The 16,972-nt window shown below is 31.8% G+C and carries 16 protein-coding genes; 1 reads left to right on the plus strand and 15 read right to left on the minus strand.

Annotation, left to right across the window (positions count from 1 at the left end):
• Positions 1 to 11 precede the first annotated feature (11 nt).
• The 15 genes from JV528_RS01610 to ccpN form a co-directional block, all read right to left on the minus strand.
• Positions 12 to 551 carry a 5-formyltetrahydrofolate cyclo-ligase gene (locus JV528_RS01610; protein WP_000164552.1) on the minus strand — a complete coding sequence of 180 codons (540 nt, stop codon included), beginning with the start codon at positions 549 to 551 and terminating at the stop codon, positions 12 to 14.
• A 208-nt stretch (positions 552 to 759) separates the two neighbouring features.
• A complete protein-coding gene (rpmG, locus tag JV528_RS01615; protein WP_001265709.1) occupies positions 760 to 909 on the minus strand; it encodes a 50S ribosomal protein L33 in 150 nt (49 codons plus the stop codon).
• Positions 910 to 1,021: 112 nt separating this feature from the next.
• Positions 1,022 to 3,097, minus strand: a complete 2,076-nt coding sequence (locus JV528_RS01620) for a peptidoglycan D,D-transpeptidase FtsI family protein (RefSeq protein ID WP_000919769.1) — start codon at positions 3,095 to 3,097, stop codon at positions 1,022 to 1,024.
• Between the two features lie 120 nt (positions 3,098 to 3,217).
• On the minus strand, positions 3,218 to 3,817 hold the full coding sequence (locus JV528_RS01625; RefSeq protein ID WP_000863556.1) for a superoxide dismutase: 600 nt from the start codon (positions 3,815 to 3,817) through the stop codon (positions 3,218 to 3,220).
• A 276-nt stretch (positions 3,818 to 4,093) separates the two neighbouring features.
• Positions 4,094 to 4,504 carry a Fur family transcriptional regulator gene (locus tag JV528_RS01630; RefSeq protein ID WP_001095260.1) on the minus strand — a complete coding sequence of 137 codons (411 nt, stop codon included), beginning with the start codon at positions 4,502 to 4,504 and terminating at the stop codon, positions 4,094 to 4,096.
• The gene (locus tag JV528_RS01635; protein ID WP_000564316.1) at positions 4,491 to 5,354 is read right to left on the minus strand and encodes a metal ABC transporter permease; all 864 of its coding nucleotides are present in this window, start codon (positions 5,352 to 5,354) and stop codon (positions 4,491 to 4,493) included. The genes JV528_RS01630 and JV528_RS01635 overlap by 14 nt, the downstream gene beginning before the upstream one ends.
• Before the next feature lie 41 nt (positions 5,355 to 5,395).
• The gene (locus tag JV528_RS01640; RefSeq protein ID WP_001213904.1) at positions 5,396 to 6,181 is read right to left on the minus strand and encodes a metal ABC transporter ATP-binding protein; all 786 of its coding nucleotides are present in this window, start codon (positions 6,179 to 6,181) and stop codon (positions 5,396 to 5,398) included.
• Between the two features lie 125 nt (positions 6,182 to 6,306).
• Positions 6,307 to 7,197, minus strand: a complete 891-nt coding sequence (locus tag JV528_RS01645) for a deoxyribonuclease IV (RefSeq protein WP_000924213.1) — start codon at positions 7,195 to 7,197, stop codon at positions 6,307 to 6,309.
• A 9-nt stretch (positions 7,198 to 7,206) separates the two neighbouring features.
• Positions 7,207 to 8,553, minus strand: a complete 1,347-nt coding sequence (locus JV528_RS01650; RefSeq protein ID WP_001062177.1) for a DEAD/DEAH box helicase — start codon at positions 8,551 to 8,553, stop codon at positions 7,207 to 7,209.
• A 113-nt stretch (positions 8,554 to 8,666) separates the two neighbouring features.
• Positions 8,667 to 9,767, minus strand: a complete 1,101-nt coding sequence (locus JV528_RS01655; protein ID WP_000683917.1) for a Nif3-like dinuclear metal center hexameric protein — start codon at positions 9,765 to 9,767, stop codon at positions 8,667 to 8,669.
• A 2-nt stretch (positions 9,768 to 9,769) separates the two neighbouring features.
• Complete coding sequence (locus JV528_RS01660) at positions 9,770 to 10,447, minus strand: TrmK family tRNA methyltransferase (RefSeq protein WP_000624575.1); 678 nt, start codon at positions 10,445 to 10,447, stop codon at positions 9,770 to 9,772.
• 130 nt (positions 10,448 to 10,577) lie between these two features.
• Positions 10,578 to 11,684: an RNA polymerase sigma factor RpoD gene (gene rpoD, locus JV528_RS01665; RefSeq protein ID WP_001283055.1), complete on the minus strand. Its 1,107-nt coding sequence runs from the start codon at positions 11,682 to 11,684 to the stop codon at positions 10,578 to 10,580.
• Between the two features lie 223 nt (positions 11,685 to 11,907).
• Positions 11,908 to 13,707 (minus strand): DNA primase, encoded by a 1,800-nt coding sequence (gene dnaG, locus JV528_RS01670; RefSeq protein WP_001217248.1) that lies wholly within the window; start codon positions 13,705 to 13,707, stop codon positions 11,908 to 11,910.
• Between the two features lie 60 nt (positions 13,708 to 13,767).
• Positions 13,768 to 14,586: a pyruvate, water dikinase regulatory protein gene (locus tag JV528_RS01675; RefSeq protein ID WP_000411298.1), complete on the minus strand. Its 819-nt coding sequence runs from the start codon at positions 14,584 to 14,586 to the stop codon at positions 13,768 to 13,770.
• 10 nt (positions 14,587 to 14,596) lie between these two features.
• Positions 14,597 to 15,220, minus strand: a complete 624-nt coding sequence (ccpN, locus tag JV528_RS01680) for a transcriptional regulator CcpN (RefSeq protein ID WP_001794939.1) — start codon at positions 15,218 to 15,220, stop codon at positions 14,597 to 14,599.
• A 334-nt stretch (positions 15,221 to 15,554) separates the two neighbouring features.
• Between ccpN and JV528_RS01685 the strand changes: the two genes are divergently transcribed.
• Positions 15,555 to 16,946 (plus strand): glycine--tRNA ligase, encoded by a 1,392-nt coding sequence (locus JV528_RS01685; RefSeq protein WP_001030076.1) that lies wholly within the window; start codon positions 15,555 to 15,557, stop codon positions 16,944 to 16,946.
• Positions 16,947 to 16,972: the final 26 nt, after the last annotated feature.

Here is a 16,972-nt window from a genome sequence, read left to right on the forward strand (position 1 = left end):
TTAGTCCTCCACTATGCTGATTGATATATAATCAATTTATCGACTGGTTGATCGAATGATTCCGGTTCAAATGATGTTATTTGAAAATCGTATAATAAGCTTATTGTCTTTGTCTGATAATTAGCTAAAAACCTGTCGTAATAGCCACCACCATACCCAATTCTATATCCATCGTTTTGAAATCCGACACCAGGAACAACAATTAAATCTAGGTTATTCGTTGTTTCACCTTTTGAAGTTGGATAGTAAATCCCCTTATTATCGACATCAATATCTTTGAGATTAAATATCTCTTTAAAAGTCATTTGATGGTTTAAATAATCCATTTTCGGTACAAAAATACGTTTATGATCCATTAAGGCTTGTTCAATTATAGAAAAAGTATCTACTTCATGATTAAAAGAAAGAACTAGCGCAATTGCGTTTGCTTCTTTGTATTCTTCAGTTGAAAAAAATTGATTTCTTAACCATGTGTCTGCTTTTCGCTTTTCAGCTTTATTAAAATTCTTCATTTTATGTAAAATGTATTTTCTAATCTCATTTTTAGTCACATTATCACCCACTTTATTCAATTCTATTATATCGTTAATAACAATACATGTCATTATGTTGTCATGATGAATTATGCGACAATTCTAAAATTTATTATTTCAATTGAAAATCTTTTATCATTTCATACGTGTGCACAATTAAAAAGGTGAAACCTCTTATTTTGAGATTTCACCTTTTTTATTGTTAATTTAAATTTAATTTTAATGATTATTTTGTTTCACGGTGTAAAGTTTGTTTGTTTTCACGTGAACAGAATTTCTTCATTTCAACACGTTCTGGATTATTTCTTTTGTTCTTAGTTGTAATGTAGTTTCTGTCACCACATTCCGTACAAGCTAAAGTTACGTTTACGCGCATGGTTATTCCTCCTTATCATTTCTAAATACGACTTTATTATTATACCAACATCTATAATATTTGCAAAGTTAAAATTTTACAACCATGCGCTACACAATCGTCAGGCTAAATTTTATTTGTCTTTGTCTTTATTTTTATCATCTTTACCTAACTGCTTAAAGTAGTAGTTAATTACATCTCTACCTAAGTCTCCACCTGTTAACCATGGTGGTGGTACAGGCTGATTTGTATATACAATTGAAAACGCTAATTTTGGATCATCAATTGGCGCGTATCCTATATAAGTAGAGTTAACTCTTGGCTCTCCGTTTTGGAACACTTCAGCGGTACCCGTTTTACCAGCAGTAGGGACTACTGTATCTTTAAAACTAACATATCCAGTACCATCTTTATCATTAAATGCCATTTTGAATCCTTCTTGAATTTGTTTGATTTCTTTTTCAGTATTATTAACCTTGTTCAAGACGGTGCCATTAATTTTCTTCTTGAGTGGACCAACCTCATCTTTATTAGTTGATTCATGAATCGTTAATCCAATGTGTGGCTGTATTCTATAACCATCATTCGCTATAGTTGAAACATATTGTGATAATTGTAATGGTGTATAGGTATCATATTGACCAATTGATAAATCTAGATAATTACCTGGATTATTTGTTAATGGTTCGATTTGACCTCTTGTTTCATTTGGTAAATCTATACCTGTTTTCACACCTAAGCCTACTTGATTTAATCCTCTTCTTAGCTTTTGGGCAGGTGAACTTATGTCTGAAGGTAAAGCCATGCCAGAATAATAAGGGTCTCCCGCTAATTTTAATGCTGTTTTAAACATATATACGTTTGATGAATGCATCAAAGCTTGCTTATCATTAATAGATACATGCCCGTTTTTATTAAAGTATGATCGTTTTGTCAAACCACCTTGGAAATGTAATGGTTCATCGACCATTGTTTCTCCAACTTTGATAGCTTTATTCTGATAACCAGCTAATAATGTTCCACCTTTTACAGAAGATCCAACCGCAAATTGAGAAGTAAACGTACCAATGTCATAATCAGTCATTTTACCACTCTTATTAATCTGCTTTCCGGCAAGCGCAAGAATGTCTCCATTTTTAGGATTTTGTACAACCATCATAGCATTATCCATATCTTTTGCACCTTGGCTGCGAAGCTTCTTAATTTGTTTATCTAATAATGCTTCTACTTCTTTTTGAAGATCTATATCGATCGTTAATTTCAAATCTTGACCGCGAGCGCCAGGATTTAACACTTCTGAAGATGTAACTTTACCAGATTTGTCCGTTGTGTATTTCATTTCTTTCTTCTTACCACGCAATACATCTTCATATTGATATTCTAGGTAAGATTTTCCAACACGATCATTGCGTGAATATCCTTTGGATAAGTAATGTTCTGTCAATTCTTTTGGAATACCTTCAGCAGGTGTCGATACATCTCCGAATATACCTCTTAAAGTGTCGCCATATGGATATTTTCTATCCCAATCCATAGACGTGTTAACACCTGGTAATTTGGAAAGTTGCTGAGAAACTGCTGCATACTCTTTTTCACTGACATCTTCATTTTTTATCATTTGTGGATCTAAAACTGTTCCTGCATTCATCTCTCGAAAAATGGCTAAAACTTGTAAATCTTTAGAAGACAATTCATCTAATTGTGATTTTCCGATTTTCGATAACAGTTGTTTATCATATTGATCTTGTTTAATACTTCCATCTGCTAACATAGCTTGTTCTTTTGTCATCATTGCTTTTGCTTTTTTAGGATGCAACTGAATCCAGAAATCTTTCTTATCACGTTCTGTAATCTTCTTAGTATCCATCTTGATTAGCTTCGATAACTTTTCAGCCGTATCCAACATTTCCGATTGTGTTGTTTTTCGACCCCTAGTATATGTAATAGCCATTTTAGAAGCATTATCAACTAAAACTTTCCCATTTCTGTCTAAAATACGACCTCTTGGCACAGACTCATTCACTGTAATGTTTTCATCATTTTTTATAATTTGTTTATAATGTGAGCCTTGTGCGATTTGTAAATAACCTAAACGTAGTACTAGTACTGCAAAAATAAATACAATCACACCAAATATAAAGTTAATTCTCTTGTTAATTGTATTTTGAACGATTTCATCATTTGATTTTTCTTTTAGTCTTTTTAACAAAACTACCTACCTCTATTCAAAGTCTTTCACTTTAAATCATATATGAATTTAGAAATTATTTCTATCTTTTTGACAAAAAAATAACGGTCTCATTTAAGAGACCGAACAAGTAATCATACTTTATTTTGTTGCATTATATAATTCGTCAACTTTTTCCCAGTTAACTACATTCCAAAATGCGCCAATGTAGTCAGGGCGTTTGTTTTGATATTTTAGGTAATAAGCGTGTTCCCATACGTCTAAACCTAAAATAGGTGTTTTACCCTCAGTTAATGGATTATCTTGGTTTGGTGTAGTCACAATTTCTAACTGGCCATTGTTTACGACTAACCAAGCCCAACCCGAACCAAAGCGTGCAGCTGCTTTGTCAGCAAATTCTTTTTTAAATTCTTCTAAAGAACCCCATTGTTCTTTAATTTTTTCTACTACAGTACCTTTTTCTTCTGAGTTTGGTGAAAGTAACTCCCAGAATAATGAATGGTTTAAATGTCCACCGCCATTATTACGTACAGCAGTTTGGATGTTAGCTGGTACACTGTCTAAATTAGCAACAATTTCTTCAATAGATTTAGATTCTAAATCTGTACCTTCTACTGCAGCATTTAATTTCGTAACATAAGTGTTATGATGTCTGTCATGGTGAATTTCCATAGTTTCTTTGTCAAAATGTGGTTCTAATGCATCAAATGCGTATGGTAATTTTGGTAATTCAAAAGCCATAAATAATCATCCTCCTAAAATGTCTGTAAGTAAATAATAACAAGCAGTGACTGGTTCAACAAAGAATTTGCTTAAATTCTACTACTTATTATTTTCTCTACTCATTTAATATAACTCAAATCAAAAATAATTAAACATTTTGTATATAAAAAGTTAACAGATTTGCCATAAAATCATACGAACGGAGTATGAAATGAACCTTTATCTTCTATAATTTAAAAAAATGAGATTTATGCATACATCTGACCAAATGTGCATAAATCTCATTTCTTTATATTAATCTTGGCAAGACTCACATACACCATAAACTTCAAGTTTGTGTTTGTGAATATTAACACCAGGTAGTGATAATTTTATCTGATCTATTGGACAATAATCTATTACCTTTGTATCTCCACACTTTTCACAGATAAAATGATGATGATGATGGTTTGTACAAGCGATTCTAAACTTCATTTCACCATCAAGTTCTGTATTTTCAATAATCCCTAAATCTTTAAATAAGTGCAGATTTCTATATATTGTGTCGAATGAAATTCCAGGATAATTTTCATCCATAACTTGTTGTATATACTTTGCGTTTATATACTTATCTTCTTCGACAAAAATATCTAACATATCTTTACGTTTATCTGTATATTTTAAACCGTTCTCTTTTAAAATTTTAATAGCATCATTTGTATTCATTGATATTAGCTCCCTTTTTAAACTTCATTCGCATTTTCTGATAAGCCATTGTAATCATAAGTAAAATAACTAGTAGAACTACAATTACACCACCCGGAGAAATGTCCATATAGAAAGCTAGGACTAAGCCTAATATTACTGATAATTCACCTAAAAATACACTTAGTAATATCAATTGCTTAAAACTTTTTGTTATTCTCATACTTATTGCAATTGGTAACGTGATTAACGCACTTACTAACAGTATCCCTACAACACGCATTGAGGCAGAAATAACCATCGCTACAATAACAATAAATAAAAATTGAATCCATTTAGGAATGCCAATGACTTTACTATATTCCTCATCAAATGACAATATAAATAATTCTTTATAAAACAATGTAATAAACAGAACAACTATGATGGCAATGACAATAATCGTTGTTAAATCACTTATATTCACTGCGCTTATTGAGCCAAATAGCAATCCAACAATTTCTTGATTGAACCCATCAGCTAATGAAATGAAGATTGCACTCAAGGCGATACCAGCACTCATTATAATTGGAATAGCAATTTCTTGGTAAGCAGTGTATGACGTTCTTAATTTTTCAATTAGAAGCGCACCTACTATTGCGAATAAGATTCCAAACCACATTGGATTAATAAATACTAGTGTTGGCATAATAGTAAGTAAAAACATACCGAAAGATATACCACCTAAAGTTACATGGCTTAGAGCATCAGCTATAAGTGATAGTCGTCTAACAACGATAAAAGCACCGATTAGAGGCGCAATAAAACCTATCAAGATACCACTAATTAAAGAGTACCTCATAAAATCAAAATTCAATAATGCATCTATCAATTGTGACACGCCTTTCCATTTTAAATAAACTCAAATCTTTATTAATTACAACATTCTCGATTATGCTGATGATCGACAAAACGTACAGGATGTCCATAAATTTTTGAAATTTCAACTTCATCAAGTGATTTAAACTCATCAGTTGTACCATGGAAATGCAAATGCTTATTTAAACATGCTACTTCAGTAGCAGTATCTGCTACAACACCAATATCATGAGTAACTAAGATAATAGTGATACCTTCTTGTTTTAATTGATCTAAAGTATTATAAAATTCACTTACATGTTTTGCATCAATACCATTCGTCGGTTCATCAAGTACTAATACTGCAGGTTCTGAAATCAATGCTCGAGCAATCATTACACGTTGTTGTTGACCACCTGATAATTCTGCTATATTTTTATGAATTAAATCACTTATATTCAGTCTTTCTAGTACTTTAATCACTTTTTCATTATCTTTGTTATTAAATGTTTGGAAAAGACGTTTTGTCTTTGTTAATCCGCTTAAAACAACTTCTTTAACACTTGCTGGGAAACCTGAATTAAAGGCATTTGCTTTTTGTGATACATAGCTTAATTTAATTGATGTTTTCTTATTTTTAAAATCAATACCTTCAACAAAAATCTCACCACTTTGTAAAGGTAATAATCCTAGAATCAACTTCAATAATGTTGATTTACCAGCACCATTTGGTCCAACAATTGCTAAAAATTCACCTTTATTTATTTTAATGTTTATATTTTCTAACACTTTTTTATGATCATAGTAGTAATTGACATTTTTCAATTCAAAGACTGGTGTCATCGTATTCTCACCTCGCATTCAACTATACAACTCCTAGTAACATATGTAAACAGTAATGTTTACGACTCAAAATTAGACAAAATAAAGAGATATGCCCCCTTCAAGTTTTATTTATCGCATTTCTTGAAGAGAGCATTATCATTTTATTGTTGCATAACCTTATTTTTTAAATCTGGGTCAAATTGCTGTTGTTTTAACATTTCAATTTCAAGTTTATATGGCGGTTTTTTATTTTTCTTATCTTCACCAACATAAGGTGTTTCTAAGATTTTCGGAATATCTTTAAAACTATCATGATGCACAATGTAATTTAATGCATCAAAACCAATGTAACCGAAGCCAATATTTTCATGTCGGTCTTTTTGAGCGCCACGGTCATTTTTAGAATCATTGACATGAACAACTTTAATTCTGTCGACTCCAATGATTTTATCAAATTCATTTAATACGCCATCAAAGTCCTCTTTCACATTATATCCAGCATCATGCGTATGACATGTATCAAAACATACTGATAAACGTTCGTTATTATGAACTCCATCAATAATACGTGCTAACTCTTCAAACGAGCGACCAATCTCTGTACCTTTACCTGCCATCGTTTCAAGCGCAATACGTACATTATTGTCATTCGTTAAAACTTCATTTAATCCTTCAATAATCTTATTAATTCCGGCATCAACACCAGCTCCAACATGCGCACCTGGATGTAATACAATATCTTTAGCGCCTATAGCTTGCGTTCTTTCAATTTCTTGTTGCAAGAAATCTACACCAAGATTAAACGTTTCTGGTTTGGTTGTATTTGCAATATTAATGATGTATGGTGCATGAACAACAATATTAGATAAGCCATATTTTTCCATCACTTCATGACCTTTAGTTATATTTAAATCTTCAATACTTTTACGGCGCGTGTTTTGAGGTGCACCAGTATAAATCATAAATGTTGTTTCACCATATTCATGCGCTTCTATAGCAGAACCTTCTAACATCTTTTTACCACTCATTGAAACATGTGATCCTAATAACATAAAACACACCTAACCTTTTTTGTTTTGCTTACGTTTTTGTCTATTTTGCTGCTTACTAAATTGTTTACGCTCTTGACGTTTCATTTTTTCAACTTCTTGTTTAAATTTCTTCTTATAACCTGGTTTAACTTTGTTTTTAATTTTACTTCGAACTTTGTTCTTCACTTGATTAGTTAAATGGTCATCTTTGCGCATTCTTGCTTGACGCTGATTGTGCGCTTTAACTTCTTTTAACTCACCATCTTTAATATCAACAGTATTGAAAACAAAACCTCGATCTTCTATTAATGAAATATTGTGTTCTTCATCAGGACTATAAAGCGTAATTGCTACACCTTTATAATTCCCACGGCCAGTTCGGCCGACTCTATGTGTAAAGAAGTCAATATCATTTGGCACATCAAAATTGATGACATGACTAACACCTTCAATATCAATACCACGAGATGCTAAATCGCTGGCAATAACGTATTGGAATTCTAAATTACGTATACGTTTCATTTGTTGTTTACGTTCACGTGGCGTTAAACCACCATGAATCATACCAACTTTAATACCAGCTTCATTTAGTGAACGTGCTAAATCATTTGCATTATCTCTACTATTACAGAAAATAATACATAAGTATGGATTTAGTATATCAATTAAATTTAAAGTCTTTTCAACTTTAGCTGCACCTTTAGTAGGTATTAAAAAGAATTCGATGTTCTTTTTATTTTGTTTTTTACTGTCGACAGCTACATATTCTGGATGACTTAAATATTTATTTAAAAATGGTTGTAACTGTTGTGGAATTGTAGCACTAAACACCGCAATATTTGCATTATCTTCCAATCTTGCAGCAATGTAATCTACATCTTCAATTAATCCTAAGTCAATCATAAGATCCGCTTCATCAATAACTAAATATGATGCTAAGTGCACATGTAAATGTCCCGTTTTAGCTAAGTCATTAATTCTAGTAGGGGTACCTATAATCAATTGTGGTTGTGCATTACAACGTTGTCTATCTTTCTCTATATCTGTACCACCAATAAAAACTTTAACTGAAACACCAGCTTTAAATTGGCTTAAATGGTTCGCTGCATCGTATAGTTGTTGTGCAAGTTCTCTTGTTGGTGCAACTACGATTGCTTGTGGTTCTTTTATTTCACTATCAATTAACTGCATTAATGGTAATAAAAATGCATGAGATTTCCCTGTACCCGTTTGAGATTGACCAATTAAATTTGTTCTCTTTAGTATTCTTGGAATAATTCGATTCTGAATTTCAGTTGGTTTTTCAAAATTAAGGTCTTTCACAGCGTCAATTAAACTAGATTCTAGATTAAATTGTTCGAATGGATGTTTTGCCATGATTTGGCCTCCTTATATGTTCATCTTTACTATTATAAAGTATAAATGTGCTATTTTAAATAAAAATATTAAAACCTCGAAATTTCAAAATTTAGAAATCCCGAGATTTTAGTTTAAATATATTGAAATGGATCTGTATTAATTGTAGATGCTTCAACATCTATATTTATTTTTTCTGTATTGAACCAATTCATTAGTAACGTTTTTAAACCTTCTTTCATCACATATTCGCTGTAATGATTAATATCAATTAAGTTCACACCATGAATTTTAGCATCTAAGGCATCATGATGTTTAATATCACCTGTAACAAAGACATCTGCGCCTTGTTGAACAGCTTGATATTCATATCCAATACCTGAACCACCAATAATTGCAATACGTTTAATTTTCTGATTAGACTCACCAACAAATCGGACACTTGGGATATTTAATTTAGATTTAATATCAGCTGCGAAATCTTCCAATGTCATTTGATTATCCACTTCTGCCATAACGCCAAGTCCATAAAGGGATGTTTGTTTTATCTCAATAAAATCAAATACCGGTGTTTCATATGGATGGTATTGTTTAATTAATTGCTCAGCCCTTGACTTTTGACATGCATCTATCATAAATTCAATTTTAACTTCATCTACATATTCAATTTTATCAATTTGTCCTATTGTTGGATTAGCTTCACCAACTGGTTTGAATTGCCCTCTTCCTTCACTTTCAAAGAAACAATATTCATAATTACCTTCTTGTGCTAATCCATTTTCACTAAGCTTATCTTTAAATGGTCCAACATTATCCTTAGGTATATATGTTTGAACTTTATAGTATACATCTTGTTGATTATTTATTATTGAAATGTTCTTCAATCCCATCGCCTTCGCCAACATCATATTGACACCATGAGGATTTACATCTAAATTTGTATGCATCGCTATTAAATTAATGTCATGTTGAATTAGTTTTCTAATAATTAAACCATAACCATTAGCTTTTAATGATGTTACACCTTTAAAGATTAGAGGATGATGACTAATAATAGTATTATAACCTTTTTCGATTGCTTCATTTACTACTTCCAACGTACAGTCTAATGCTGTTAAAACACCAGTAACTTCAACATCTTCATCACCTATTAACAATCCTACATTATCCCAAGATTCAGCAGTTCTAAATGGCACATGATGATCTAACAATGTCATTAAATCAGCTATTTTCATTACTATAACACCCTTTCAATTACAGCAATTTCGTCATTAATTTGAGCTAAACGTTGATGATGTTGTTCAGTATTGAGTTTCGATTTAATATGATAAAGTGCTTCTAACTCTCTTTGCCATTTTTTTATAAAATATTCATTTTTGTTGTTCAGCAATTTTGGTCCGAATTTCAATTCATCAGATGATAGCTCTATTAATTGCGTAGAATATTCTGCTACAACAATTTCATAAATATGGCCTTTTTCTTCCATTATTATTTCATCAATTATTTCATAATTCAATTGTTGTAATGTTTGTCTTAAATTTTCAGTTTGGATATTACTTTGTAAAATCAACCTTGGATGTTGACTTAACTTATCTTGCCCATCTTTTAAAATTTTAGCAATAAGTGGTCCGCCCATACCACAAATTGTGATATTATCGATTACGTCCTCAGGATTAATAACACTTAAGCCATCCCCTAAACGTACATCAATTCTTTCTACTAATTGATTTGCAGCTACATTTTTCACAGCAGCTTGAAAAGGGCCTTGAATAACTTCTCCTGCAATACCATAATCGCATAAATGGTTTTGAATTGCATAGATTGGCAAATAAGCATGATCTGAGCCAATATCCGCGATTGTACCTTGTTTTAAAAATCGACTTACCGTTGTTAATCGGTTATTTAACGAAATCATTTTATTCTCCTTTATGAAAAAAGAGGTTGAACATTATTCAATGTACCAACCTCACTCAAGTTAAATCTTAATCTAAAAATAAATAAGCGCTTATTCATGTCTTGGTATCAATCATTAAAATTGATATAAATTAATCCATAAAGTCTTTCAAACGTTTACTACGACTTGGATGTCTTAATTTTCTAAGTGCTTTTGCTTCGATTTGTCGAATACGTTCACGTGTAACACCGAAAACTTTACCAACTTCTTCAAGTGTTCTTGTTCTGCCGTCATCAAGACCAAATCTTAATCGTAATACATTTTCTTCTCTATCAGTTAATGTATCAAGCACATCTTCTAATTGCTCTTTTAATAATTCATAAGCAGCATGATCTGAAGGGCTTTGTGCTTCCTGATCCTCAATAAAGTCTCCTAAATGACTATCATCTTCTTCACCAATTGGCGTTTCTAATGAAACTGGTTCTTGCGCAATTTTTAAAATTTCACGAACTTTTTCTGCTGGTAAATCCATTTCTTCACCAATTTCTTCTGGTGCTGGATCTCGACCTAAGTCCTGTAATAATTGACGTTGAACACGAATTAATTTATTAATTGTTTCTACCATATGCACAGGGATACGAATCGTACGTGCTTGGTCAGCAATTGCACGAGTGATTGCTTGTCTAATCCACCATGTTGCATATGTTGAAAACTTAAATCCTTTGTTAAAGTCAAATTTTTCAACAGCTTTAATAAGACCCATATTACCTTCTTGGATTAAATCAAGGAATAACATACCGCGACCTACGTATCTTTTAGCAATACTTACAACTAAACGTAAGTTCGCTTCTGCAAGTCTTGATTTTGCTACTTCATCACCTTGTTCAATACGTTTGGCTAATTCGATTTCTTCTTGTGCACTTAATAAGTTAACACGCCCAATTTCTTTAAGGTACATACGAACTGGGTCATTTATTTTAACACCTGGAGGGGCACTAAGATCACTTGGATTCAGTTTCTCGTCAGTATCTGAACTATCTTTTTCATTAACTAGTGAAATATCATTATCATTTAATTGATCAAAGAAATCATCCATTTGATCAGAGTCGATATCAAAATTCTGAAGTTTTTCAGCAATTTCTTCATGACTTAAATGACCCTCTTTTTTACCTTTTTCAATTAATTGCTTCTTAACATCTTCTAATGTTAATGTCGGATCAATTGTTTGTTTTTTAATTTTAACTGTGTTATCAGACATGAAACGGCCTCCCGATTTTAAATATGAACATTCGAAATTTATTCAATATTGCTATTTTAAACTAAATTCTTAATTAATTCATCCATATTTTTAATTTTATTTTACAAATAGGAACTAATCCCAATATTTATTTTTCAATAGTGTTGTTTAAATGCGGTAACTATCATTTACCCTTATACATTTTGACATAATCATTATTCGTATTATTCTTTAAAATCACATGCTACATGCGTTCCTTATTCTTAGCAACAATTTGCTGTAAATAGTATTTCTGTAATTCTACATCGCCAATCCTTGTAGCTTCCCTTAATTTATGATTCAATGACTCAATTGTTTCTTGTCCGTTTTCATTAATAACATTGACATAATCATCAATTTCATTTTCATATGGTTCATCATTCAAACTATATTGTTCTAAACTAATTAGTGTTTCTCTCAACTCATTTGAATTAACATACTGCACAGCATCACTGATATTATATTGATCATTTTCCGCATAAAAATCATGTAAGACTTCGAATACATATTTAAAATGCTGATTTGTGAAGTTATCCTTATCAACACTTTCATAATAATTTAAAAATGTATCTTTATCTCTCATTAAATGTTTTAAAAATGCTCGCTCCGCTTTTTCTTGACGGCTCAAATTGTCAAATTGTGCCATACCAATTGGCTCAGGTTCAATATAACCGCCATACTCATCTTCTGGATAATAATTGGCTGGTGCTTGATTGAATTGTATTTCGTTAGCTAATTGCTCAGGACTAACATTGAAAAATGGCGCAACATCATTTATAGCCTTTTGTTGTAGAATTGATGACTTCATAAGTGAAATGTCATGACTCAGTTCTTTCAAATAACGTTCATATGAAAGGTCATTATGTGCAATTTCATCTTTTAATATACTCACTTTATAATGTGCAAATGACTTTTTGTCATTTTTTACAAAAGCAGTAAATGCGTCGTTGCCATACTTACCAATGTATTCATCAGGATCCATGCCTGATGGCAATTGTATAACAAATACATTTAGCCCTTGCTGTAACAAATGTTGACCTGTTTTAAGTGTTGCTTCACTACCCGCAAAATCCCCATCAAACATTAATGTTATATTTGATGTTAACTTTCGTATAAAGGTAATATGTTCATCTGACAACTGTGTACCCATTGTTGCAACAACGTTTTTCAAGCCAGCAGTATCAGATTTTATAACATCCATAAAACCTTCTAGTAATACAATTTCATCTAATTTTCTAATTGATTTACGTGCTTTATCTAAGTTATATAACAACTTTCTTTTTTGAAAGATAGGTGTTTCAGGACTATTTAGGTATTTTGGTTCTTGACCGGTATATGTTCGACCTGAATATCCAACAATTCTTCCTTGCGCATTTTTCAAAGGAAACATAATACGATTTCGAAATCTATCGTAATAACTGAAGTTTTCTTCGTTACGTGATAATAATCCGGCTTCATATGCTAATTCAATATCGTAACCCTTTTTTTGAAGAAAATCATGACAAAAATGTGAGCTATCGGGTGCAAAGCCAATGCCTCGCTCTTTAATAAGCGCATCTGTAAAACCACGTTCTTGTAAGTATGTTAATGCTTGTTCGCCTTCGACTGTCTTTGTTAAAGCGTAATAATAAAATTCTTGTATTAACTCATGCATTTCAATCATTTGTAAATCATCAGAAGCAATTTGAACATTTGAGTTAGATTGTGTTGCCTCAATATCTACAGCAACATTAACTCTATCACCTAATTCTTTAACCGCTTCAACAAATGATATGTCTTTAATTTCTTGAGTAAATTGAAAAACATTGCCACCTTTTTTACAACCAAAACAATGACAGATTTGTTTATCTTCAGAAACTGTAAATGAAGGTGTCTTTTCATCATGAAAAGGACACAAACCTATATAATTGCGTCCTCTCTTTTCTAATTTTACATATTCACTTACCAAGTCTAAAATGTCGGTTTTATCTTTTATTTCATTAATGATCGATTGATCTATTCGCAAATTAAATCACCTATTAAGCATTAGTTATACTATTATACCTAATTTTTGACAAAAATGAAATCATTTCGATTTATTTTGTTCAATATAATGGATTATATCGTTCGCTGTTTCTTCGATTGCTTTTTGAGAAACATCAATGACAGGACATCCAATTTCACTTACGATTTCTTCAAAGTAATTCAATTCTTCTTGGATTCGAGCTTCTGTTGCATAACGAGCTGTGTCACCTAGTCCCAATTGTTTTAATCGCTCTTTTCTAATGCGATTTAATTTTTCTTCACTTATTTTAAGTGCGATACATTTCTTTGGATCAATATCATATAAGCCATCTGGCGGTGTCACTTCTGGTACAATCGGTACATTCATAACTTTGTAACTCTTATGCGCTAAATACTGAGATAATGGTGTCTTTGAAGTTCTCGAAATACCAAGTAAAACAATATCAGCTTTAGGTAATCCTTTAGGATCTTTACCATCATCATATTTAACTGCAAACTCTATCGCATCAATTTTCTTGAAATATGCATCATCTAATCTATGAACGATACCTGGCTCATTATAAGGTTTTTCTTCAACCGATGCTGATAATAAATCCATTAATGGCCCCATAATATCGACGGACTTCAATTGGAATTCTGCTACTTTCTCACTCATATATTGCTTCATTTCAGGTTTAATAAGTGTATAAACAATGATAGCATTTGTATCTTTAGCAACTTGAATCACTTCATCAACATCTTCAAAAGATTCAATATACGGATATCTTAATAATTCATTTTTACATTGCTTAGGATTAAATTGTGAAATACCTGCCCTAGCAACTAACTCTGCCGTTTCACCTATAGAATCTGAGGCTACGATAATTTTAATTTTTTCCATTACTTCTCACCTATTCTTTATATAATGCTACTAATAACTTAGCTATTGTTGTTTTGGAAATTCTTCCAATTACTTCATACTTTTGATTATCTTTTTTTCTTACAATTGGAATCGAATCAATTTCTTTTTCAATCATTCTATCTGCTGCGTATATGACTAATTCGCTTTCCTCTAAATAAGTGACATTAGGCATACGTGTCATATTTACACTGATAGGTACTGTATGAATATCTGCTCCAATCATTGAAGCTCTTAATAAATCTTTTCTTGAACACACACCAACAAAATCGTTATCTTCATTAATAATAAATAATGTACTTACATCTTCTAAAAAAATTGTACAAATAGCGTCATAAACTGTTGTATTCTCTCTTAGCACAACAGGTTGAGACATATAGTCCTTAACCTCAAATTGTCGAAGTTTTTCATTAAAAAATTTACCTTTTGATTTACCTGAATAATAATATCCAACTCGGGGACGCGCTTCTAAAAAACCTGACATTGTTAATATCGCTAAATCTGGTCTGAGCGTTGCTCTTGTTAAATTCAACTTATCTGCTATTTGTTCACCAGTAATGGGTCCTTGAGTTTTAACAATTTCGATGATTCGTTCTTGTCTTTGACTGAGTTCTATAGGTCTTCACCCCTTTTTTATTCACTTATTATTATACCGATATTTCTTTCATGTCACAAACACATTAATTTTACTTGCCTTTAAATAATCTATCAATTAGAATAAACGTACAGCGAGTTAAGGATAGTGTAAGCTTAACAATAAGATTGGCGCAACGAATCATTTTAAAATAAAAGCGAGTGACTACACTAATTTGGGTGGAACCGCGGGTTAAATACGTAACTTATTTTGTATTATATACAATTTAAAATATTAACTCGTCCCATGGAAGTAAAGCATATTTACTATGCTGTTATTTTCCATGGGGCGTTTTCATGTATGAGGAGAGGTAATTATGGCAAAAGATATGGATACAATTGTTTCATTAGCAAAACACAGAGGTTTTGTGTTCCCTGGTAGTGATATTTACGGTGGTTTATCAAACACATGGGATTATGGTCCTTTAGGTGTTGAATTAAAGAATAATGTTAAAAAAGCTTGGTGGCAAAAATTCATTACACAATCACCGTTTAACGTTGGTATCGATGCTGCAATCTTAATGAATCCAAAAGTATGGGAAGCTTCAGGACACTTAAACAACTTCAACGACCCAATGATTGATAATAAAGATAGTAAAATTCGATATCGCGCTGATAAATTAATTGAAGATTATATGCAAGATGTTAAAGGTGATGAAAACTTCATTGCCGATGGTTTAAGTTTTGAACAAATGAAAAAAATTATTGACGATGAAGGTATTGTTTGTCCTGTAAGTAAAACTGCTAACTGGACTGAAATTCGCCAATTCAATTTAATGTTTAAAACATTCCAAGGTGTAACTGAAGATTCTACAAATGAAATTTTCTTACGTCCTGAAACAGCTCAAGGTATTTTTGTAAACTATAAAAACGTGCAACGTTCAATGCGTAAAAAATTACCATTTGGTATCGGTCAAATTGGTAAATCATTCCGTAATGAAATCACTCCAGGTAACTTCATTTTCAGAACAAGAGAATTTGAACAAATGGAACTTGAATTCTTCTGTAAACCTGGTGAAGAAATCGAATGGCAAAATTATTGGAAAACTTTTGCAAGTGACTGGTTAACAAGCTTAAATATGAACAGTGAAAATATGCGTTTACGTGATCATGATGAAGATGAATTATCTCATTACTCAAATGCAACAACTGATATTGAATATAAATTCCCATTTGGTTGGGGTGAGTTATGGGGTATCGCAAGTCGTACAGACTTCGACTTACGTAAACATGCTGAACACTCTGGTGAAGATTTCAGATACCATGATCCAGAAACGAACGAAAAATATATTCCATATTGTATCGAGCCATCACTTGGTGCAGATCGTGTAACATTAGCTTTCTTATGTGATGCATATGATGAAGAAGGCGTTGAAGGTAGTAAAGATGCACGTACAGTTTTACACTTCCATCCTGCATTAGCACCATATAAAGCAGCGATTTTACCTTTAAGTAAGAAATTATCTGGCGAAGCGATTAAGATTTTTGAGCAATTAAGTTCTAAATTCTCAATCGATTTCGATGAATCACAATCTATCGGTAAGAGATACCGTCGTCAAGATGAAATCGGTACACCTTATTGTGTAACATTCGACTTTGATTCATTAGAAGATAATCAAGTTACAGTACGTGACAGAGATTCAATGGAACAAGTTCGTATGCCAATCTCAGAGTTAGAAGCTTTCTTAACTGAAAAAACAAAATTCTAATTAAAAAGACTCTCCACCATATGTGG

This window comes from Staphylococcus sp. GDB20D11A, from assembly GCF_016893255.1.
Classification (GTDB): Bacteria; Bacillota; Bacilli; order Staphylococcales; family Staphylococcaceae; genus Staphylococcus; species Staphylococcus aureus.

Excerpts from the sequence above, each read along its gene's own strand:
- rpmG (WP_001265709.1), bottom strand. The coding sequence starts at position 909 with ATGCGCGTAAACGTAACTTTAGCTTGTACGGAATGTGGTGACAGAAAC.
- JV528_RS01625 (WP_000863556.1), bottom strand. The coding sequence starts at position 3,817 with ATGGCTTTTGAATTACCAAAATTACCATACGCATTTGATGCATTAGAA.
- JV528_RS01630 (WP_001095260.1), bottom strand. The coding sequence starts at position 4,504 with ATGAATACAAATGATGCTATTAAAATTTTAAAAGAGAACGGTTTAAAA.
- JV528_RS01640 (WP_001213904.1), bottom strand. The coding sequence starts at position 6,181 with ATGCGAGGTGAGAATACGATGACACCAGTCTTTGAATTGAAAAATGTC.
- JV528_RS01645 (WP_000924213.1), bottom strand. The coding sequence starts at position 7,197 with ATGTTATTAGGATCACATGTTTCAATGAGTGGTAAAAAGATGTTAGAA.
- JV528_RS01650 (WP_001062177.1), bottom strand. The coding sequence starts at position 8,553 with ATGGCAAAACATCCATTCGAACAATTTAATCTAGAATCTAGTTTAATT.
- JV528_RS01655 (WP_000683917.1), bottom strand. The coding sequence starts at position 9,767 with ATGAAAATAGCTGATTTAATGACATTGTTAGATCATCATGTGCCATTT.
- JV528_RS01660 (WP_000624575.1), bottom strand. The coding sequence starts at position 10,447 with ATGATTTCGTTAAATAACCGATTAACAACGGTAAGTCGATTTTTAAAA.
- rpoD (WP_001283055.1), bottom strand. The coding sequence starts at position 11,684 with ATGTCTGATAACACAGTTAAAATTAAAAAACAAACAATTGATCCGACA.
- JV528_RS01675 (WP_000411298.1), bottom strand. The coding sequence starts at position 14,586 with ATGGAAAAAATTAAAATTATCGTAGCCTCAGATTCTATAGGTGAAACG.
- JV528_RS01685 (WP_001030076.1), top strand. The coding sequence starts at position 15,555 with ATGGCAAAAGATATGGATACAATTGTTTCATTAGCAAAACACAGAGGT.